Raw genomic sequence first — 20,476 nt, 5'->3', positions numbered from 1 at the left:
AACTGCTTTATATCGGTTTTTTAATTGGCTTTAGACGTACATAAAGCTTACTTCTTACCAATATGAGGTAAGCTGTATATCTTTCTTTTTATCCCTATTTATGTTAATGTTTTTAGTTGAGAATTTGCTCATCGAAAGGAGTGAGGTTCATGGAGCAAGACACAATTACAGCAATTTCAACACCGATTGGCGAAGGTGCCATTGCGATTGTCCGAATTAGTGGGGAGGAATCGTTTGCCATCGCCAATCGAATTTTTCCAACGAAAGATTTGACGAAAGTAGATTCCCATACGATCCATTATGGGAGTTTGATCGATCCAAAAACAGATGAAAAGGTCGAAGAAGTGATGGTTTCAGTGATGAAAGCTCCTCGAACCTTCACTCGTGAAGATATAATCGAAATTAACTGTCACGGCGGAATGGTTTCAGTCAATCGCGTGCTTCAGTTAATTTTAAGGGAAGGCGCACGGTTGGCTGAACCAGGAGAGTTTACAAAACGTGCATTCCTGAATGGTCGTATTGATTTATCTCAAGCAGAAGCTGTCATGGATTTAATCCGTTCCAAGACAGATAAAGCAATGTCGCAAGCATTAAATCAAATGGATGGTCGATTATCTAACTTAATTCGTTCTTTGCGACAGCAGTTGATCGAAACGGTTGCTCACGTCGAAGTGAATATTGACTATCCGGAATATGATGATGTGGAAGAAATGACACATCAGATGCTTGTTGAACGGGCAACAGCTGTGAAAGAAGAGGTTCAGCGGTTGTTGATGACGGCTAAGCAAGGGAAAATCTTACGAGAAGGAATTGCTACGGCGATTATCGGCAAGCCGAACGTCGGTAAATCGTCTTTACTAAATATATTGGCTCAAGAAAATAAAGCAATCGTTACTGATATTCCAGGTACGACTCGTGACGTCGTTGAGGAATACGTGAATGTGCGTGGTGTTCCACTGCGGTTGATCGATACAGCAGGGATTCGGGAAACTGAAGATATTGTGGAAAGAATCGGTGTTGAACGCTCTCGAAAGGCTCTTAAAGATGCAGATTTGATTCTACTTGTACTAAATGGGAACGAACCATTCACCAAAGAAGATGCAGCACTCTTTGAAGCAGCAAGAGAACATGACATCATTGCTGTCATCAACAAGACAGACCTGGAGCAACAAATCGACTTGGATGAAGTGAAAGCCATAGCAGGTGATGTGCCGATCATTTCGACCTCATTGGTAGAAGAACAAGGAATTGATCAATTAGAGTCGGCAATTGCGGAGACATTTTTTGAAGGCGAATTGGATTCTGGCGACTTGACCTATGTATCCAATGTACGCCACATCCAGTTGCTTGAGCAATCGGAACAAGCATTAGATGATGCACTTCAAGCGGTAGACGACGGTATGCCGCTGGACTTAGTTCAAATAGATATCACACGAACATGGGAGCTTCTTGGCGAAATCATTGGTGATAATATTCATGAATCACTAATCGATCAGTTATTCTCCCAATTCTGTTTAGGAAAATAAAAAAAAGGAGGTCTTTACGTATGTACGATGCAGGACATTATGATGTAATTGTCATCGGCGCAGGACATGCGGGTGTGGAAGCGGGACTCGCTTCAGCGAAACGAGGCGCGAAAACATTGATGTTGACATTGAACCTGGATTTAATCGCCTTTATGCCGTGTAATCCATCCCTCGGTGGTCCCGCTAAAGGTGTCGTTGTTCGGGAAATTGACGCGCTCGGCGGTGCGATGGCAAAAGTGATTGATAAAACGCATATTCAAATGCGACTGTTGAATACGAGTAAAGGACCTGCTGTTCGAGCATTACGTGCGCAAGCAGACAAAGTCCTTTACCAACAAGAAATGAAGCACGTTATTGAAAATCAAGAAAACCTAACCTTAAGACAAGGGATGGTCGATCGACTACTGATCGAAGACAACCAAGTAAAAGGTGTCGTTACAGAAACGAAAGCCTGCTATTACGCAGACCAGGTAATTGTTACGACAGGTACGTTTATGAGAGGTAAGGTATTGATCGGCGATATTGAGTATGAAAGCGGACCAAACAATCAACGTCCGACGATTAAGCTTTCCAAGCAGTTAGAAGAACTTGGAATCGATCTTGTTCGCTTTAAAACAGGAACACCACCACGAGTAAACAGTCATACAATCGATTATTCAAAAACAGAAATTCAACCAGGAGATGAAGAGCCACGCGCCTTCTCTTATGAAACGACAGAATTCATTACCGACCAAATACCTTGCTGGCTGACATATACAGGAGAAGTGACCCATGAGATCATCATGGATAACCTAACAAAATCAGCGATGTACTCAGGAGCGGAAAGAGGAACAGGTCCACGTTATTGTCCTTCCGTAGAAGACAAAATTGTCCGTTTCTCTGATAAACCACGCCACCAAATCTTTTTGGAACCTGAAGGGCGAAATACAGAAGAAGTGTATGTACAAGGATTATCGACTTCTCTTCCTGAAGACGTTCAAAAGAAATTACTGGAAACAATTCCTGGCCTTGAGAAAGCAGAAATGATGCGTGCTGGTTACGCGATTGAATACGATGCTGTCGTACCGACTCAATTGTGGCCTACGTTAGAATTGAAAACAGTGAATGGATTGTTTACTGCAGGCCAAATCAATGGCACATCTGGATATGAAGAAGCTGCAGCCCAAGGAATAATGGCAGGAATTAACGCAGCTGGGAAAGCTTTGAATAAAGAGTCGTTGATTTTAGATCGATCTCAAGCGTATATCGGTGTCTTGATTGATGATTTAGTGACAAAAGGTACCGATGAACCATACCGTTTGTTAACTTCAAGAGCAGAATATCGTCTATTGCTTCGTCATGACAATGCTGATCTACGTTTGACTGATATTGGTTACGAGTACGGATTAATCCCAGAAGAACGTTATGAACGCTTCACTCATAAGAAGCAACAGATTCAGGATGAAATCAAACGAATTGAAAAAATTATTATTAAACCGGATGAAGCCATTCAACAAGTGATTGAAGAACAAAATGGTACGCCACTTAAAGAAGCAGTTCGAGCGACGGATTTATTACGTCGTCCCGAAATGAAATATGAACTGTTGAAACCATTTGTTCCACGTGAAACAAACTTGCCAGCTGAAGTAGAAGAGCAAGTTGAGATTCAAGTGAAATATGAAGGATATATTAAGAAATCCAATCAACAAGTCGAGAAAATGAGAAAGATGGACAACAAATATATTCCTGAGCATATTGATTATGACGATATTTCCGGTATAGCTTCAGAAGCTAGAGAGAAACTGAAACAAGTTCGACCATTGTCAGTTGGACAAGCATCACGAATTTCTGGAGTGAATCCTTCTGATATATCGATCTTACTCGTCTATATTGAACAGGGCGTTCGTTCAAAAGTATCCAATGAATAGAGGGTTAAGTAATGGATGAATCGTTATTTCAAGCAAACTTAATTGAACATGGCATTGAACTGAGTGAGCATCAGCTCGCTCAGTTCAAATTGTATTATGAGCTATTGGTCGAATGGAATGAAAAAATGAATTTAACGGCAATTACGGACCAAGAAGAGGTTTATTTAAAACACTTCTTCGATTCATTGACTGCTTCTTTTCATTTCGATTTCTCACAACCATTAACGGTTTGCGATGTAGGTGCCGGAGCGGGCTTTCCTTCGATTCCTTTAAAAATCGTATACCCGCATCTGCAAATGACCATTGTTGATTCGTTAAAAAAACGTGTCACCTTCTTAAATCATTTAGCGGATGAACTAAACCTTACGGAAATTGCATTTTATCATGATCGTGCTGAAAACTTCGGTAAAAATAAGAAATTCAGAGAGAGTTTCGATGCCGTGCTTTCGCGTGCAGTTGCGAGAAGCTCCGTCTTAAGTGAGTTATGCCTTCCGTTAGTAAAGGTTGGAGGCGACTTAATCATGATGAAAGGCGCAAACTTCCAAGAAGAGAAGAAGGCAAGCGAAGCGGCAGTAGAAGTACTTGGAGGAGACTGGCGCAACATTCATGAATTTCTTTTACCGATAGAAAATAGCGAGAGAAACATTGCGATCATCCATAAGAAACGAAAGACGCCAGCTAAATATCCTCGTAAAGCAGGGCTTCCAAATAAGGAACCAATCGAGTGAAGCACAATTTAAACCTTCTCCAGATAAGTAAATTGTGGTAAGATAGCAGTAAAGGTAGATTTGAAATGTTTCACGTGAAACATAGATTATTTTATAATTAAAATTGACCACTAGATTGTTACACAATTTTTTATGATGTTGTCAAAAGCTCGTCGATTGACGAGTTTTATTTACATAATAGAGTTCGTATTCTTGATAAGGAAGGTGCCATAAAAATGGGTACAATTAGTAAGTTGTTCGGTAAAAATGCTTCCAATTCCGACAAGGATGTTTCATCAGAGGTAAGTAATGAAGTTGTGCAAATTGAAGTGGATAAAATAAGCCCCAATCAATATCAGCCTCGTTCGATTTTTGATGAAGAAAAAATTAATGAACTCGCACAAACGATTCACACACATGGAATGATTCAACCAATCGTTATCCGTAAAATAGAAGAAGAAGAACGATATGAATTAATTGCCGGTGAGAGAAGGTGGCGAGCAGTTCAATCGTTAGAGTGGGAAACAATCCCAGCAATCGTCAAAAATATGACGGATACAGAAACAGCATCCGTTGCATTGATTGAAAACCTTCAACGAGAAGAGCTGACAGTCATTGAAGAAGCGATTGCTTATGAACAATTGCTATCGCAGCACGGATTGACACAAGAAGCGCTAGCTCAACGTCTTGGTAAAAGTCAATCAACCATTGCCAATAAGCTTCGGTTGTTGAAGCTGCCAAGCGTTGTTCAACAAGCCATATTAAATAAAGAGATTACAGAAAGACATGCACGAGCATTAATTTCATTAAAAGACGAGTCACTTCAAGAAGAAGTTTTAGGCTTGGTTATTGAAAATCACCTCAATGTGAAGCAAACGGAAGAACAAATCGATGCGTTACTCCATCCAGAAGATCCATCTGAAGAGAAACCAAAGCAAAAACCGAAAATGAAAGGCGTCAGTAGAGATCTTCGCATTGCTTTAAATACAATTCGTCAATCATTGAGCATGGTCTCCGATTCAGGATTAAACGTGGAATCAGAGGAATCTGAAGAGGAAGATCACTATAAAATTACGATAAAAATCCCGAAAAACAAGTAATTAGATTCATCACCTTCTTTAAGCCTGTCTTTATGAATAAGATGGGCTTTTTTTATTCTTTTTTTCGTAAACACTCTATTAAACTATATATTTAACTAACATAACGGGTTCGTTCATGATAAAATATAATTTATAGCTATCAAATTGTTCATTATAATAGTAAATTGTGAAAGAAGTAGGCAGGTGACATAGATGGGAAAAGTAATTGCCATTGCAAACCAAAAAGGCGGCGTTGGCAAAACAACTACAGCAGTTAATTTGAGTGCATGTTTAGCTGATATGGGGAATAAAGTCCTTCTCATTGATATCGATCCACAAGGGAATGCCACAAGTGGGATTGGAATCAATAAAGGAGAAACATCTACATGTATTTATGATGTATTAATTGAAGAAGAAAATATCAATCATGCACTCATGCCTTCGAACATACCTAATCTTGATGCAGTACCAGCAACGATTCAATTGGCTGGTTCAGAAATAGAATTGGTTCCTACCATTTCTAGAGAGTTAAGATTACGAAAAGCGATAGAAGAAACACGTGACAACTATGATTATATTATTATCGATTGCCCTCCATCGCTTGGATTGTTAACGTTGAATGCTTTGACAGCAGCTGATAGCGTGCTTATACCAGTTCAATGTGAATATTATGCACTTGAGGGATTAAGTCAATTGCTGAACACAATTCGATTGGTCCAGAAAAGATTGAATCATAATTTAGCAATTGAAGGTGTTTTACTGACAATGCTGGATGCAAGAACAAATCTTGGTATTCAAGTCATTGAAGAAGTGAAAAAGTACTTTCAAGAGAAAGTATTTCAATCGATTATTCCTAGAAACGTTCGCTTAGGTGAAGCACCAAGTCACGGGGAACCTATTATTAAATACGATCCTCGCTCAAGAGGTGCTGAAGTGTATAGTGATTTAGCGAAGGAAGTGATGGCAAATGGCCAGAGGGTTGGGTAAAGGTGTGAATGCTTTATTTCAGGATGTTAATTTTGATGAAGAGACGGTACGAGAAGTAGCGATCAATGAAATTCGGGCAAACCCTTATCAACCACGTAAGGTTTTCGAGGCTGATGCAATTGAGGAATTGAAGGACTCCATCTTACAATATGGCGTTTTACAGCCCATCATTGTTCGTCAATCCATCAAAGGATATGAAATCGTCGTAGGCGAGCGTAGATTCCGTGCATCAAAGGAAGCCGGTCTTGAGACCATACCAGCTGTCATTCGTGATTTAGATGACCAAGACATGATGGAATTGGCATTACTTGAAAACTTGCAAAGAGAAGACCTTAATCCGATGGAAGAAGCTGAAGCTTACGACCGATTGATTAATGAGCTGAATATAACACATGATGAATTGGCAAAACGACTTGGGAAAAGTCGTCCACACATCGCAAATATGATTCGTCTGCTTTCCTTGCCGACAAAAGTACGTGCGATGATTAACAGTAAAGAGCTCACGATGGGCCACGGACGGGCATTATTAGCATTGAAAAAAGAAGAAGAAATACTAATGGTTGCAGATAAGATTCGTAAAGAAGGATTGAATGTTAGACAAGTGGAGCAATTAATTACCCGCTTGAATGAAAACAATCAAAAACCAAAAAAGAGACCAGAGAAAAAAGATATCTTCATTGCTTCAAAGGAAACAGAATTAAGAGATCTTTTCGGTACGTCTGTTACCATTCAACAAGGTAAAAGAAAAGGCAAAATCGAAATTGAGTATTTCAGTAAAGAAGATCTTGAGAGAATACTTGATTTGATGAATCAAGGAAAATAATATGCACCAGTGATAAAAGAATGAATAGTAAAGAAATGTCTAACCGGTTGAAATGGCGTTCTCATGGGCGACTTTCATTTCATCTAGGAAGACATTTCTTTTTCTATTGTTTCACGTGAAACAAAAGGGAGTAGGTGGTTGATATAGAATTAGTCGGTGTTATTGTTAATGGATTAGGAATTGCATTAGGAACAGTATTCGGTCTGTTTTTTAATAAAATAAATGAAAGAATTAAAGAAACCATCATGGCGGGAATCGGTCTGACGGTAATCGCGTTGGGGTTTACGATGGGACTGGAATCGGACAGAACCATTGTTATACTCCTTAGTCTGCTATTTGGTGCAGTAATCGGTGAAGGAATTGACTTAGATGAAAAATTGAACAGAGTAGGTGCACACTTAGAAGTGCGTTTTAAAAAAGAGGGTAAAGAGTCCAATATAGCAGAAGGATTTGTGACAGCATCGCTAATCTTTTGCGTCGGAGCACTTGCGGTGATCGGTCCTTTGGATAGTGGGATCCATGGCAACCATGAGATACTTTATACCAAGTCCATACTGGATGGATTTACTGCATTAGTACTTACGACAACATTAGGTTTCGGCGTCATTTTCTCATTGATTCCTGTAGTCATTTACGAAGGTGTCATTGCATTATTTGCTACTCAAATCGATCAGTTTTTCCCCGAGTCTTTCTTTAATTTATTTATTGAAGATATGACTGCAACAGGTGGGTTATTGATTGTTGCTATTGGATTGAATTTATTGAATGTCACTCGAATCCGTGTCGCTAACTTACTTCCGAGTTTAGTAATTGTCGGATTTGTACTGTTTATTTACCTTCAGGTTCCAAATTGGTTTTCGTAATTATAGCTCTTATCATATAAAAAGAGTTGTCGGGGTCTTTTGAAAGACTTTGGACAACTCTTTTTTACGGGATTTTATGCTGTAAAAACCATTTGTTATCCGTTTAAACGCTTTTAGTCATCCGACCATCAAAGATTAATCAATCCCATTAACCGATAATCTTGTATCTGCATATTGGATTGCTTTTGTAATGATTTGAGCCATGCTCATTACATCACTGAGTCGCGTACATTGCAACACCGTATATTCCAAAAATCCACCGACATTGACATAACCTTTAATGTAGAGGTTTCCGATCGAAGAAATTTTCTTCTTCACTGCAGCTCCTGGTTGGAGGGATCCCAGTCCAATATCCATTGTTTTTACCTTTCTGATAGAACCTAATGCAGCGTCAACTGCGATGATATAAGGGTTATGAAAGGTTTCTTCAACTTGCTGAATCGTTTCAGGAAGGTTCTTGGCATGTACGGGTTCATCCAGTGTTCCGAACACATGAATATTTTTGATTAGGGATTCTTTCAAAAACGAACCAACGAGTGGGCCAAGGCTATCACCCGTTGAACGATCGGTACCAATACATAATAGAATGATTGGTTGGTCAGTCGGCAAATGATTCGTTAAAAACCGAGATAGCTTTAAACTAACGAATGAATCATTCATATGATAAGTAGATTTTTTCAATATCATTGATTTAGACATAGTTTTTACTCCTTGTACATATTTCTATTAGTATACGGATTTTACGATTCATTTATACGTTGGAGGCCGACTATGATTAATGGATTCAAATGGATTGGTTTAATAATTGCAACGATGGTAGGTGCTGGTTATGCTTCTGGCAGAGAAATTTGGGAGTTCTTTGGTCTTGGTAGCAGTCTGGCCATTGTTTTATTTACGATTATGTTTATCATTAGTTGTCATGTAATCTTGGAAGTAAGCTATTTAAAAAAATCAGAGCACTATATGCCGGTATTGGAGCAATTTTTAGGTGTCAAATCTGCAAAAGTTTATGATTTATTAGTTATGATTTATTTATTCACGACACTCTTTGTCATGATTGCCGGCAGTGGTGCTACAGTCACGATATTTGAATGGTCAAATGTTGTTGGTATTCTATTAATGGTTCTTTTGCTACTTGTCATTATTCCCAGAGGGATGGACGGCGTACTATCCATTAATCGATTTTTATTGCCGTTACTCATTGTAGGACTGTTTCTCGTACTGATGATTTTCGTTTTTCAAGAACGTGTTTCCTTTTTTTATGGCATTAGCGATCAATCAAATTGGGTACAAGCCATCCCATTTACCTCACTCAATGTGTTACCGTTAATTGCAGTATTAAGTGCAGTTGGAAAAGAAATAAAAAGTAAAAAAGAAATTTATGTTGCTAGTATTGGCAGCGGACTAATTCTAGGATCAATCTCTATGGTTTATAATATGAGTTTGATCTCCGTCGCCGAACAACTTTATTTCTATGAAATACCGTTGTTTGCCATTTTGAATGGTTATCCGTTTGAAATATTTCTGTTGATGGCTGTTTTATTATGGTTTGCCATCTATACAACAGCGTTGACGAGTTTATTTGGAATCATTTCTCGACTTAAAGAATTCTTTAAACAACACTCAACAGGTAGAGTCGGTCTATATGTTTTACTAATTGCACTACCGTTTTCGTTCTTCTCATTTTCTCATCTAATTAGTTACTTATATCCTCTTTATGGAGTGTTGAATTTATATGTCCTTGGTGCGATTCTATTGTTTCCTATCATTAAACGAGCAGCAGCCTATAAAATTTGATAAAATAAACATAGATTGTGCACGTTAAGTGCTTATCTGTTTCCCAGAATAATCTTGAGGTAAACATTTGGCAATGGATATAGAAAGGAAGATGCTCAGATGGCAGATAAGGATTTTGGATTACATGACATCGTCGAAATGAAGAAACAGCACCCATGTGGGACGAATGAATGGAAAATTGTCCGGATGGGCATGGATATCCGTATCAAGTGTCAAGGCTGTGATCACAGTGTCATGATTCCAAGAAAACAGTTTGAAAAGAAGTTGAAAAAGGTGCTCGTTAAATCTGAAGAATAATTGTTTCACGTGAAACAAAAACGAATTTTCTTGAATTAAATGTCTTATTTCAACATCTTGCATACCAAACAAGGGCTATAGTGCTCTTGTTTTTTTATTTTCAGTTACTTGTGTTTTTATCGTTGAATCACTATAATTGTTATGACTAATCTTGAACGTAGGATTCGGTAGTAGATCAATTGAAGGAGTGGACGTCACAATGTCTTTAACAGCAGGAATTGTCGGCTTGCCGAACGTTGGTAAATCGACATTATTTAATGCCATCACACAAGCAGGAGCTTTATCAGCAAACTATCCATTCGCAACCATCGATCCGAATGTGGGAATTGTGGAGGTTCCAGACGATCGTTTGAATAAATTGACTGAATTGGTAAAACCGAAAAAAACGATACCAACAGCATTTGAATTTACAGACATCGCTGGAATTGTTAAGGGTGCCAGCAAAGGAGAAGGACTAGGTAACCAATTTTTATCACACATCCGGCAAGTGGATGCGATTTGTCAGGTCGTTCGTTGTTTTGACGATGAAAATGTAACGCATGTATCTGGAAAAGTCGATCCAATCGAAGACATCGAGACGATCAATTTGGAATTGATTCTTGCAGATTTGGAAACCGTCATGAAACGCTATGACAAAGTGGAGAAAATGGCGAAACAAAAAGATAAAGAATCAATGTTTGAATTTGAAGTGTTAAAGAAACTTCGCGAAGCATTTGAAAATGAAACACCGGCTAGAGCGGTTGAGTTTACAAAAGAACAACAGAAATATGTAAAACAGCTTCATTTACTGACCGTGAAACCAATGTTATACGCAGCAAACGTCGGGGAAGACGAGCTGTTGGATATTGAGCAAAATGAGCATGTCCAGCGCGTAAAAGAATTCGCCGCTGCTGAAGATGCAGAAGTGATTGTCATCTGTGCGAAAGTTGAAGCAGAAATCGCCGAGTTAGAAGGCGAAGAGAAAACTGAATTTTTACAAGAACTGGGTATTGAGGAATCAGGATTAGATCAATTAATCAAAGCTTCTTATAATATGTTAGGCTTAGCAACTTATTTTACGGCAGGAGAACAAGAAGTACGTGCATGGACATTCCGTACCGGTATGACAGCTCCGGAAGCTGCTGGAATTATCCACACAGACTTTCAGAGAGGTTTTATCCGTGCAGAAATCGTTTCTTATGAAGATTTGGCGGATGCTGGGTCCATGGCTGTTGCGAAAGAAAGAGGACAAGTACGTCTAGAGGGTAAAGAATATATCGTCCAAGATGGTGACGTCATTCATTTCCGTTTTAATGTGTAAATCCAATGATTTTTGGTTGTTTCGATGAGATTTGTTTGGTATAATACGTTGATGTGAGTAATTAATCTAATCAAATTACTCCTTGCTCTATTCAATATGCAATAGAGCCGCTAAGTCCAAAAGGAGGTGCAGACGGATGAATAAATACGAAATCATGTACATCATCCGCCCAGATCTAGAAGAAGAAGCACGTAAAGAAGTTGTCGAATACTTCAACAAAGTGCTTACTGACAATGGCGCGGAACTTGAAAACGTTGACGAAATGGGTATGAAACGTTTAGCTTATGAAATCAACGACCATCGTGAAGGTTACTATGTTTTGTTGAATTTCCAAGCTGAACCAGAAGCTATTAACGAATTTGATCGTTTAGCGAAGTTCTCAGACAACATTATTCGTCATATGGCTATTCGTGAAGATGACCAATAAGGAGTGTTGTATGTGTTGAATCGAGTCGTTTTAGTAGGAAGACTTACACGTGACCCAGACTTGCGTTATACCCCAAACGGTGTAGCAGTAGCAAACTTCAATATTGCCGTAAACAGACCGTTTTCGAATCAGCAAGGAGAGCGTGAAGCGGACTTTATTAATTGTGTCGCTTGGCGTAGACAGGCTGAAAACTTAGCAAACTACATGAAAAAAGGTAGTATGATCGGTGTCGATGGTCGAATCCAAACGCGTAATTTTGAAGGACAAGACGGGAAGCGTGTATATATAACAGAAGTTATGGCTGAGAGCATTCAGTTCCTTGAAACAAAAGGAAGCTCCGGTCAAAGTGGGCAAGGTTCAACCATGGCAAACTCATCGAATAACAATCAAAACTTTCAGAGACAGACACAAGAACAGTCTGCTCCGAAAAGTAATAATCCATTTGAAAGAGAAGGCGAACCAGTCGACCTTTCAGATGACGATTTACCATTTTAATGAGGAGGGATTTGCATGGCACGTCGTGGACGTAAGCGTAGAAAGGTGTGTTATTTCAAAGCGAATGGAATTACACACATCGACTATAAAGATGTTGACTTGCTAAGACGTTTCGTTTCCGAACGCGGTAAAATTTTACCTCGTCGTGTAACAGGAACATCTGCAAAATATCAGCGTAAATTGACTAAAGCAATTAAGCGCGCTAGACAAATGGCATTACTACCATTTGTAAGTGGCGAATAATAAAGAAGCGACTTATCTATCGAAAAGGTAAGTCGCTTTTTTCATCTTCTTGAACTTGAGAGGGAACGTGTGACTTTGCCAAGCTTGGATATGGGTCTTTGTTGGAAATATATGAGCCAAGCGAGACACATATGATCCCATTGTCAGAAGATATGCTCCCGAATGACTTTTTTATGCTCCCAAACAGAGATTATATGTTCCCTAAATCAATAAATATGATCCTTTGATGTGAATTGGAGACCGAGTCGGGTAGAAAAGATTCGGAATTCATCTATTGAATTAGTTACCAAGCATGAAGTCTTTCAATGCAATGGATTCCCTGCTAAAATAATGGAAGTAGGTGTTTGTTTTATTCTTGGTGATTATGAAGTCATCAAGCGTTAATAAAAGAGGTGTAGAAGCGTTTATGAATCAATCGGATATATTTAAAGATGGGGCCGTTAATGGCCTTGTATTTTTATTACTTATGCTAATTTCGATTTTCTTTCCTATTGTTAATTTGGTGGCAGTCTTCTTGTTGCCGGTACCATTCGTCTTAATGACGAAAAAGCATGGGTGGAAAGCAGGAGTCGTTCTGTTTGTGATTATCGGCGTCATCTGTGGGCTGTTACTAACCTATATATCTGTTCCACTTGTTCTATTGGTAGCTATCGGGGGCATTGTCATTGGAGCTTCCATAAGAGCAGGAAGCGGTCCTTATGAAACATGGGCGGCAGGAGCAGCAGGTTTTGCTGTTGGATTTGGCTTATTGTTTTTAGTGACGCAGTTTGTTTTCCAAATCAATTGGATGGACACGATCCACCAGGGAATAGAAGATTCTTTCTCAACTTCTGAGAATTTCATGCGTACAATGGAAGTTGACTTAGATGAAGAAACGTTAGAATTAGCAAAGGAACAAGCAAAAAGTCTCGTTTATCTCATCCCAACCTTTATGATGGTTATCTCCATCGTGTTTGCTTTGATTGCACAATGGGTGAGTTATCGATGGATCAATCGGACAGAAAAAACATCTTACCGGTTTCCAAAGCTTCGTTACTTAAGTTTTCCAACATCGTTAATTTGGTATTACTTAATTGCCATTATTTTGACCTGGATTTACACCGATCCAAGTGACATGCTATATTTAGCCGGTGTGAATTTATATTCCATGATCGGTTTGTTATTGGTCGTTCAGGGAATTTCATTTATTGTATTTTATGTCCATCATAAAAAATGGCCAAAATTCGTTCCGTTTGCGGTCGTTGCTGGTTTAGTATTATTTCCATTTTTACTCCTGTATCCTTTACGGATTTTAGGTATAATTGACTTAGGTTTCCAGTTACGCAGTCGCTTATCGAATAACGGAAACCAATAAATAGAGTCTGATGTCAGTCCATTAGGAGATGACGTTATCATGAAAGATATCAAGAAACTGATTATTAATAAATACCTTTGGTCCTTATACATCTTAGCTACAGCGTTAGCTATTGTGACCATTTTTTATGAATGGTTTATTGGAATTGCGTTAACAGCAGTTCTCATCATTATTATCATTCTATCCTTGCGTGCAGAAGACCGGCTCAGAAGACGGACGGAACAATATGTTTCGACGTTGTCTTACCGAGTGAAAAAGGTCGGTGAGGAAGCATTATTGGAAATGCCAGTGGGCATTATTTTATATAGTGAAGATCGGGAAATTGAATGGGCAAATCCGTATTTAAATGACTTCATTGATAAGGATCAATCCATTATTGGTCAATCGCTGTCACATGTGTCCGAAACACTATTATCGATGGCAAACAGTGAAATGGATGAAGAGTGGGTTGCGATTCATGACCGGAAATTCCATTTAATTCACAAAAGAGATCACCGATTGATCTATCTATTCGATCGTACAGAACAAATTGAGATTGAGAAAAAGCATCAAGACGAAGAAACTGTCTTGGCGATTATATACTTGGATAACTACGATGAACTGACACAGGCAATGGATGATACGCTGAAGAGTCAGTTGAACTCACAAGTGACGTCATTGCTGAATAATTGGTCGAAAAACCATGGAATCTTTTTAAAGCGGACTTCTTCCGACCGTTTCCTTGCAGTCATGAACCAAGAAATTTTATCACAACTCGAAAAGACGAAGTTTGAAATTTTGGATGAGGTACGTGAATTGATCTCTGATCAAAATGTGAGCTTGACTTTAAGTATTGGAGTCGGAAAAAACACGGAAAGTTTACCTGAACTCGGCACCTTGGCACAATCGAGTTTAGACCTTGCTCTCGGGCGAGGCGGTGACCAAGTTGCAGTGAAGGATGAATCTGGAAAAGTAAAATTCTTCGGTGGAAAAACGAATCCAATGGAGAAGCGTACACGCGTTCGGGCGCGAGTTATTTCCCATGCATTACGTGAATTGGTGAAAGCAAGTGACCAAGTTCTCGTTATGGGGCATCAAATGCCAGATATGGATTCAATCGGCTCGTGTATTGGGATTTTAAAGCTGGCTCAACAGAATGATAAAAATGGTTATGTCGTGTTCGACCCTGATGGGAATAATACGGGTGTGAATCGATTAATGGACCGAATCAATCAAGACGAAGAACTCTCTAGATGGTTCATTACGCCGGAAGATTCTCTGGAAATGTTGACGAAGGATACACTCGTCATTGTCGTAGATACGCATAAACCATCCATGGTCATGGAAGAGAAATTGTTGAACCGGACGGATCATGTCGTTGTCATCGACCACCACCGTCGTGCACAGGAATTTATCGAGGACCCGACATTGGTTTACATGGAACCATACGCCTCTTCTACGGCTGAATTGGTGACTGAGTTACTTCAATACCAGGACGGTCCATTAAAGTTCAATGTACTGGAAGCTTCTTCACTACTTTCTGGGATCATTGTCGATACAAAATCATTTGCATTACGTACAGGTTCAAGAACATTTGATGCAGCTTCCTATTTAAGATCAAAAGGGGCAGATACCGTATTTGTCCAAGAGCTGTTGAAAGAAGATATCGACGTGTATATCAGGCGTAGTGAGCTGATTAAAAATGCTGAGATTTATAAACAAGGGATTGCCATCTCTCGTGCTGAAGAAGGCGAACCATATAGTGCAGTCATCATTGCTCAAGCAGCAGACACCTTACTGACCATGACAGATGTGCGTGCGGCTTTCGTCGTGTCAGAGCGTTCGGATGGAAAAGTCGGGGTCAGCGCCCGGTCACTTGGTGAAGTGAATGTGCAAGTGATCATGGAAAGTATGAACGGGGGTGGTCACTTGACGAACGCTGCTACTCAATTAGAAGATACAACCATTGAACAAGTGGTTGAGCAACTTCAAGGGATCATCGATGAATATTTAGGGGAGGATGAGAACGAATGAAAGTAATTTTCACAAAAGACGTTAAAGGTAAAGGAAAAAAAGGCGAAGTAAAGGACGTAGCAATCGGATATGCGAATAACTATTTATTGAAAAATAACCTAGCAGTTGAAGCGACACCCGGTAATCTCAAACAGTTGGAAGCGCAAAAAGAGAAACAGAAAGAGAAAGCCAAACAAGAGTTAGAAGAAGCAAAGAAATTAAAAGAAACGGTTGAGAACCTTACCGTTGAGCTATCAGCTAAATCAGGTGATTCAGGCCGCTTATTCGGATCGATTACGAGTAAGCAAATTGCTGAAGAATTGAAAAAGACACATCAAATCAAAGTAGATAAACGGAAGATCGAATTGGACGATCCAATTCGTTCACTTGGTTTTACGAATGTACCGGTGAAACTGCACCAAGATGTGACAGCAACACTTCGAGTGCATGTCGTTGAACAATAACATCATCCAGATGGAAAAGGGGGGAACGAAGTGTCAGACATCTCACAAGACCGAACATTGCCTCATAATATCGAAGCGGAACAAGCTGTACTAGGTGCTATTTTTCTTGTTCCGGATATGATTGTGACAGCAACTGAAATATTAGAGCCAGAGGACTTCTACCGTGTAAGTCATCAACGTATTTTTTCAATGATGATTCGTCTGACCGATAAAGGAGAACCCATCGATCTGGTAACCATAACGACCGAACTAGACGATTTGAAAATGTTGGATGAAGTCGGCGGTGTATCGTATTTAACGGATATCGCTAATTCAGTTCCGACAGCTGCCAATATCGAATACTATGCGCGCATTGTTGAAGAGAAATCAACCTTACGGAAAATTATTCATGCAGCAACCGATATCGTCACCAAGACATATGATGAAGGTGATGAAGTAACCGATTTGCTTGATCACGCTGAGAAAACGATTCTAGATATCTCTCAAAATAAATCATCCGGTCGTTTTCAAAATATCCAGGACGTTTTGGTTGGCGTTTATGATAATATCGAACAGCTGCATAATATGGATGAAGAAGTCACCGGTATCGCCACTGGATTCCGCGATTTAGATTATATTACATCGGGTTTTCAGAAGAACGATCTAATCATTGTCGCTGCACGTCCTTCCGTAGGTAAGACGGCATTCGCATTGAACATCGCACAAAACGTTGCAGTGAACTCAGATGAGAACGTCGCGATCTTCAGTTTGGAGATGGGAGCTGACCAGCTTGTCATGCGTATGCTTTGTGCAGAAGGAAATATCGATGCTCAACGCTTACGTACAGGTAAACTGCAAGAGGAAGATTGGAGAAAGCTAACGATGGCGATGGGTAGCTTATCCAACGCAGGAATCTATATTGATGACACACCAGGTATTAAAGTGAACGAGATTCGCTCCAAGTGCCGTCGTTTAAAACAAGAGAGTGGTCTTGGAATGGTTCTCATTGATTACCTGCAATTAATTCAAGGAAACGCAAATAGCCGGGAAAGCAGGCAACAAGAAGTTTCCGAAATTTCTCGTCAACTAAAAGCATTGGCACGGGAATTGGAAGTGCCTGTCATCGCTCTGTCTCAGCTTTCTCGTGGAGTTGAACAGCGACAAGACAAGCGCCCGATTATGTCTGACATCCGTGAATCCGGAAGTATTGAGCAGGATGCGGATATCGTTGGTTTCTTATATAGGGACGATTATTACGATCAAGAATCAGAAAAAGAAAATATTATCGAAATCATTATCGCGAAGCAAAGAAATGGTCCTGTTGGAACCGTGGAGCTCGCATTTGTGAAAGAATACAACAAATTCGTCGATCTCGATCGCAGGTATTCTGAAGCGGAAATACCACCTGCATAAGTTTTTGAACGAAAATAAATGAACCGCCGGTTATACGGCGGTTTTTTTGATAGTATTATATTATGGTTAATAGATAGAATAATCCGAACAAAAGGGAGGTTGTAAGGTGTCAGATTACACATTAAACTATGAAGCTGCGAAAGATGAAAAACTTCCATCGGTATCTCTCGATCTGAATGAATCAATTACGACAGCAATATACAGCGACACGGATCTGCAAGCAGAGTTAATTGAAGCGATTCTTCGCGAGGGGAAGATGAGCGTTTTCGATCGACAGGAAGGACTTTACGACCGTTTAACCGTAGCTGATAACACTAAATTTTTCCATAAGTGGTTTGGGTGTTCAATGACTTTTCCCGAGATTCTTGTAATGTTTGGCTTACAAACATGTGCTGACAAACCGTTGAGTAAATGTACACCATCGGAACTCGCTCGTGTTTATTATGCAAAATATTTTATGATGGATCATTATCCTGTGGTCTTTCATGAGCCAATCCAAGGTGTCGATTTACATACAATGAATACATTCATGAATATGCTGCAAAAATTGAAAGAGAACAAAACACCAGTGCTCATCCTAGTTTCCAACCTCGAACATGCGCTACTTCTTAGTGATCTGACGTATAAACTAAAAGAAAATGGTCTGCAAGAAATCGAAGTTGCTCAAGAGCAATTGAGTGAAACTACTACCGAAACTGAACAAAATTCAGCTACATTAACGACATCCAAATTATATAAAGTTCCGGCTAAAGTAGAAGACAAAATTATTTTATTCGACCCAACGGAAATCGATTATATTGAAAGTCAGGATGGGAAGGCACAGATTGTTGTAAACCATGAATCTTTTTCATTAGATTCGACGTTAGCTGAAATCGAGAAAAAAATTGAACCATACGGATTTTATCGGTGCCACCGATCTTATATCGTCAACTTGCAAAAAGTACGAGAAATCATAACATGGTCAAAAAATACATACTCACTTCGTATCGATAATAAACCGAAGTCTACCATTCCGTTATCTCGCACAAAAATACAGCATATTCAGGATACATTCGATCTGAAATAGGTACCGTTCATCCCTTTTGGACGGTGTGAACCTCTTTTGGGAATCCAATTCAGTAAGTGAAAGGTACGATTTACGTTTCGTTTGGTACATCTCACCGTGGAACTACTGCATTCATAACGGATGCCATGTACGATATGAGTAGATCGCCAAAGGAGGGGTTCAATTGGAAAACGCAATTCAAGTTTCTGGTCTAAGAAAGGCATTTGACCAACAAGTTGCCATTGAAGACGTAAGTTTCCATGTAAAAAAAGGGGAAATATTCGGTTTGTTGGGACCGAGTGGATCGGGTAAAACAACAACAATTAAAATTTTAACGGGAGAGCTCGAACAAACAACCGGTGATGTCTGTGTACTAGATACAGATGCATCGTCGTTTGACTCAACTCAATTCAAGTCAAAAATCGGGATTTTATCAGATAACAGTGCACTCTATGAACGTTTAACGGTATACGATAATCTGAAATTATTTTGTAAATTATACGGAGCACCATTAGAGCGAATTGATGTCATTTTAGATGATGTAAACTTGAAAAATGACCGCAATAAAGTCGTATCTAAACTATCAAAAGGAATGAAGCAGCGAATATTGCTTGCGAAAGCTTTAGTTCATCAACCAGACCTTGTGTTTTTAGATGAGCCGACATCCGCGTTGGATCCTGGGAATGTCATACACATTCATCGGGGCCTACAAAAGTTGAACGAAGCGGGTACGACAATTTTTCTAACGACGCACGATATGGAAGAAGCAACAAAGTTATGTGATCGTGTAGCCTTCTTGGATAACGGCACAATACAAGAGTTAGGAAATCCAGATGAACTTAGATTTAAATATTCATCACATGATTTTCATATCGAAACAACTACGAATGAAAAGTTCGTCTTAGGAAATGATTCAAAAAATGCTGATCAAATTAGAGATTTAATTGCCGCTGGAAAGGTTAAATCCATACAATCAGATAAACCGACACTCGGAGATGTATTTTTAAAGCTTACCGGAAAGGAGCTCGTCTAATGAATACACAACGGATTGGTGCTATTTTTGAAAAGGATCTGAAGGAATTTAGAAAGAACATGATGTTATTGATGATGCCGGTCATTCCGATTTTTCTTGCCTTTATGTACAGTCGGATGGGTGAAGGGGAGCTACCTATTTTTTTACTATATCTCATTGTCGGGGCAACCTATTCTGCCGTAACGACGAGTGGGATGATGACGATGATGGCTGAAGAAAATGAAAAGAAAACATTACGTGGACTCATCCAGTCACCTGCTTCTCTCGCTGATATTCTCATTGGAAAGAGCTTAGTCGTCGGGCTATTCACCTTAGTTTCGTTAATTATATCTTTGGCTATTTTAGGCAATGACACATTTTTAGCCGTTCAACCGATTATTGGACTAATTCTTTTGTTTCTTTTCTTCCTGCTATTGGGGATTGGCATAGGATTGTTTACGAAGTCAGTAGCCAACACTTCAGCATATATTATGCCGGTTATGTTTTTATTTGGTTTTACACCAATGATCGAATTTTTGAATCTGGGAGAAGATAGTATTGCCATCAAGATTGCCGATTACTTTCCGATTATGCAGATGATTGATATGCATGAAACGAATTCATGGACGGCAATCGGTATCGTTGCCATATGGGTAATCGCTGCTGCCATATTTACATTCATCTGTTTGAAAAAAGTTAGTACAGATAATTAATTTTTTATATGAAAGTCCCTAAAGAAGAATCGTGCTGAATACTGCGATTTTCT

At 39.3% G+C, this 20,476-nt stretch carries 21 protein-coding genes; 20 read left to right on the top strand and 1 reads right to left on the bottom strand.

What is annotated here, in order from left to right; genetic code table 11:
* Nucleotides 1-149: 149 nt before the first annotated feature.
* The 7 genes from mnmE (at nucleotide 150) to KQ486_RS03405 (ending at nucleotide 7,892) form a co-directional block, all read left to right on the top strand.
* Entirely contained in the window at nucleotides 150-1,526 is a 1,377-nt protein-coding gene (gene mnmE, locus KQ486_RS03435) for a tRNA uridine-5-carboxymethylaminomethyl(34) synthesis GTPase MnmE (protein WP_216686806.1), read from the top strand.
* 20 nt (nucleotides 1,527-1,546) lie between these two features.
* On the top strand, nucleotides 1,547-3,433 hold the full coding sequence (mnmG, locus tag KQ486_RS03430; protein WP_144163244.1) for a tRNA uridine-5-carboxymethylaminomethyl(34) synthesis enzyme MnmG: 1,887 nt from the start codon (nucleotides 1,547-1,549) through the stop codon (nucleotides 3,431-3,433).
* A gap of 11 nt (nucleotides 3,434-3,444) precedes the next feature.
* A complete protein-coding gene (rsmG, locus tag KQ486_RS03425) occupies nucleotides 3,445-4,161 on the top strand; it encodes a 16S rRNA (guanine(527)-N(7))-methyltransferase RsmG (RefSeq protein WP_216686805.1) in 717 nt (238 codons plus the stop codon).
* A 215-nt stretch (nucleotides 4,162-4,376) separates the two neighbouring features.
* The gene (noc, locus tag KQ486_RS03420) at nucleotides 4,377-5,240 is read left to right on the top strand and encodes a nucleoid occlusion protein (protein ID WP_144163246.1); all 864 of its coding nucleotides are present in this window, start codon (nucleotides 4,377-4,379) and stop codon (nucleotides 5,238-5,240) included.
* A gap of 192 nt (nucleotides 5,241-5,432) precedes the next feature.
* Entirely contained in the window at nucleotides 5,433-6,206 is a 774-nt protein-coding gene (locus KQ486_RS03415; RefSeq protein WP_144163247.1) for a ParA family protein, read from the top strand.
* The gene (locus tag KQ486_RS03410; RefSeq protein WP_216686804.1) at nucleotides 6,187-7,029 is read left to right on the top strand and encodes a ParB/RepB/Spo0J family partition protein; all 843 of its coding nucleotides are present in this window, start codon (nucleotides 6,187-6,189) and stop codon (nucleotides 7,027-7,029) included. The genes KQ486_RS03415 and KQ486_RS03410 overlap by 20 nt, the downstream gene beginning before the upstream one ends.
* 143 nt (nucleotides 7,030-7,172) lie before the next feature.
* A complete protein-coding gene (locus KQ486_RS03405; RefSeq protein WP_144163279.1) occupies nucleotides 7,173-7,892 on the top strand; it encodes a DUF554 domain-containing protein in 720 nt (239 codons plus the stop codon).
* A 135-nt stretch (nucleotides 7,893-8,027) separates the two neighbouring features.
* Here the strand turns inward: KQ486_RS03405 and yyaC are convergent, their stop codons facing one another.
* Complete coding sequence (yyaC, locus tag KQ486_RS03400) at nucleotides 8,028-8,591, bottom strand: spore protease YyaC (RefSeq protein WP_144163249.1); 564 nt, start codon at nucleotides 8,589-8,591, stop codon at nucleotides 8,028-8,030.
* 72 nt (nucleotides 8,592-8,663) lie between these two features.
* On the opposite strand from yyaC, the gene KQ486_RS03395 reads away from it, so the two are divergent.
* From KQ486_RS03395 to KQ486_RS03335, 13 genes are all read left to right on the top strand, one after another.
* The gene (locus KQ486_RS03395; protein ID WP_216686803.1) at nucleotides 8,664-9,689 is read left to right on the top strand and encodes a YkvI family membrane protein; all 1,026 of its coding nucleotides are present in this window, start codon (nucleotides 8,664-8,666) and stop codon (nucleotides 9,687-9,689) included.
* Nucleotides 9,690-9,788: 99 nt separating this feature from the next.
* On the top strand, nucleotides 9,789-9,986 hold the full coding sequence (locus KQ486_RS03390) for a DUF951 domain-containing protein (RefSeq protein ID WP_216686802.1): 198 nt from the start codon (nucleotides 9,789-9,791) through the stop codon (nucleotides 9,984-9,986).
* 199 nt (nucleotides 9,987-10,185) lie between these two features.
* The gene (ychF, locus tag KQ486_RS03385; RefSeq protein ID WP_144163252.1) at nucleotides 10,186-11,286 is read left to right on the top strand and encodes a redox-regulated ATPase YchF; all 1,101 of its coding nucleotides are present in this window, start codon (nucleotides 10,186-10,188) and stop codon (nucleotides 11,284-11,286) included.
* A 136-nt stretch (nucleotides 11,287-11,422) separates the two neighbouring features.
* The gene (gene rpsF, locus KQ486_RS03380) at nucleotides 11,423-11,713 is read left to right on the top strand and encodes a 30S ribosomal protein S6 (protein ID WP_144163253.1); all 291 of its coding nucleotides are present in this window, start codon (nucleotides 11,423-11,425) and stop codon (nucleotides 11,711-11,713) included.
* Nucleotides 11,714-11,725: 12 nt separating this feature from the next.
* The gene (gene ssb / locus KQ486_RS03375; protein ID WP_144163254.1) at nucleotides 11,726-12,208 is read left to right on the top strand and encodes a single-stranded DNA-binding protein; all 483 of its coding nucleotides are present in this window, start codon (nucleotides 11,726-11,728) and stop codon (nucleotides 12,206-12,208) included.
* A gap of 15 nt (nucleotides 12,209-12,223) precedes the next feature.
* Nucleotides 12,224-12,451, top strand: coding sequence for a 30S ribosomal protein S18 (gene rpsR / locus KQ486_RS03370; protein ID WP_236782619.1), 228 nt, complete (start codon nucleotides 12,224-12,226; stop codon nucleotides 12,449-12,451).
* Nucleotides 12,452-12,857: 406 nt separating this feature from the next.
* Nucleotides 12,858-13,805, top strand: a complete 948-nt coding sequence (locus KQ486_RS03365; protein ID WP_216686801.1) for a YybS family protein — start codon at nucleotides 12,858-12,860, stop codon at nucleotides 13,803-13,805.
* A gap of 39 nt (nucleotides 13,806-13,844) precedes the next feature.
* Nucleotides 13,845-15,818 carry a DHH family phosphoesterase gene (locus KQ486_RS03360; protein ID WP_216686800.1) on the top strand — a complete coding sequence of 658 codons (1,974 nt, stop codon included), beginning with the start codon at nucleotides 13,845-13,847 and terminating at the stop codon, nucleotides 15,816-15,818.
* The gene (gene rplI, locus KQ486_RS03355) at nucleotides 15,815-16,261 is read left to right on the top strand and encodes a 50S ribosomal protein L9 (protein ID WP_144163258.1); all 447 of its coding nucleotides are present in this window, start codon (nucleotides 15,815-15,817) and stop codon (nucleotides 16,259-16,261) included. Before KQ486_RS03360 ends, rplI begins: the two co-directional genes overlap by 4 nt.
* 30 nt (nucleotides 16,262-16,291) lie before the next feature.
* Nucleotides 16,292-17,653, top strand: a complete 1,362-nt coding sequence (gene dnaB, locus KQ486_RS03350) for a replicative DNA helicase (RefSeq protein ID WP_144163259.1) — start codon at nucleotides 16,292-16,294, stop codon at nucleotides 17,651-17,653.
* 106 nt (nucleotides 17,654-17,759) lie between these two features.
* Nucleotides 17,760-18,719 carry a LytTR family transcriptional regulator DNA-binding domain-containing protein gene (locus KQ486_RS14590; protein ID WP_216686799.1) on the top strand — a complete coding sequence of 320 codons (960 nt, stop codon included), beginning with the start codon at nucleotides 17,760-17,762 and terminating at the stop codon, nucleotides 18,717-18,719.
* A 163-nt stretch (nucleotides 18,720-18,882) separates the two neighbouring features.
* Nucleotides 18,883-19,731, top strand: coding sequence for an ABC transporter ATP-binding protein (locus KQ486_RS03340; protein WP_216686798.1), 849 nt, complete (start codon nucleotides 18,883-18,885; stop codon nucleotides 19,729-19,731).
* A complete protein-coding gene (locus KQ486_RS03335) occupies nucleotides 19,731-20,423 on the top strand; it encodes an ABC transporter permease (protein WP_216686797.1) in 693 nt (230 codons plus the stop codon). Before KQ486_RS03340 ends, KQ486_RS03335 begins: the two co-directional genes overlap by 1 nt.
* Nucleotides 20,424-20,476 lie beyond the last annotated feature (53 nt).

Source organism: Allobacillus halotolerans (assembly GCF_018967645.1).
GTDB lineage: Bacteria > Bacillota > Bacilli > Bacillales > Alkalibacillaceae > Allobacillus > Allobacillus halotolerans.
This window is presented reverse-complemented; position numbering and strand designations above follow the sequence as displayed.

Coding starts and splice junctions, on each gene's coding strand:
- KQ486_RS03335 (WP_216686797.1), top strand. CDS start 19,731: ATGAATACACAACGGATTGGTGCTATTTTTGAAAAGGATCTGAAGGAA.
- rplI (WP_144163258.1), top strand. CDS start 15,815: ATGAAAGTAATTTTCACAAAAGACGTTAAAGGTAAAGGAAAAAAAGGC.
- ychF (WP_144163252.1), top strand. CDS start 10,186: ATGTCTTTAACAGCAGGAATTGTCGGCTTGCCGAACGTTGGTAAATCG.
- yyaC (WP_144163249.1), bottom strand. CDS start 8,591: ATGTCTAAATCAATGATATTGAAAAAATCTACTTATCATATGAATGAT.
- KQ486_RS03395 (WP_216686803.1), top strand. CDS start 8,664: ATGATTAATGGATTCAAATGGATTGGTTTAATAATTGCAACGATGGTA.
- KQ486_RS03415 (WP_144163247.1), top strand. CDS start 5,433: ATGGGAAAAGTAATTGCCATTGCAAACCAAAAAGGCGGCGTTGGCAAA.
- mnmE (WP_216686806.1), top strand. CDS start 150: ATGGAGCAAGACACAATTACAGCAATTTCAACACCGATTGGCGAAGGT.
- rsmG (WP_216686805.1), top strand. CDS start 3,445: ATGGATGAATCGTTATTTCAAGCAAACTTAATTGAACATGGCATTGAA.
- KQ486_RS03365 (WP_216686801.1), top strand. CDS start 12,858: ATGAATCAATCGGATATATTTAAAGATGGGGCCGTTAATGGCCTTGTA.
- mnmG (WP_144163244.1), top strand. CDS start 1,547: ATGTACGATGCAGGACATTATGATGTAATTGTCATCGGCGCAGGACAT.
- KQ486_RS03360 (WP_216686800.1), top strand. CDS start 13,845: ATGAAAGATATCAAGAAACTGATTATTAATAAATACCTTTGGTCCTTA.
- rpsF (WP_144163253.1), top strand. CDS start 11,423: ATGAATAAATACGAAATCATGTACATCATCCGCCCAGATCTAGAAGAA.
- KQ486_RS03410 (WP_216686804.1), top strand. CDS start 6,187: ATGGCCAGAGGGTTGGGTAAAGGTGTGAATGCTTTATTTCAGGATGTT.
- KQ486_RS03390 (WP_216686802.1), top strand. CDS start 9,789: ATGGCAGATAAGGATTTTGGATTACATGACATCGTCGAAATGAAGAAA.
- rpsR (WP_236782619.1), top strand. CDS start 12,224: ATGGCACGTCGTGGACGTAAGCGTAGAAAGGTGTGTTATTTCAAAGCG.
- noc (WP_144163246.1), top strand. CDS start 4,377: ATGGGTACAATTAGTAAGTTGTTCGGTAAAAATGCTTCCAATTCCGAC.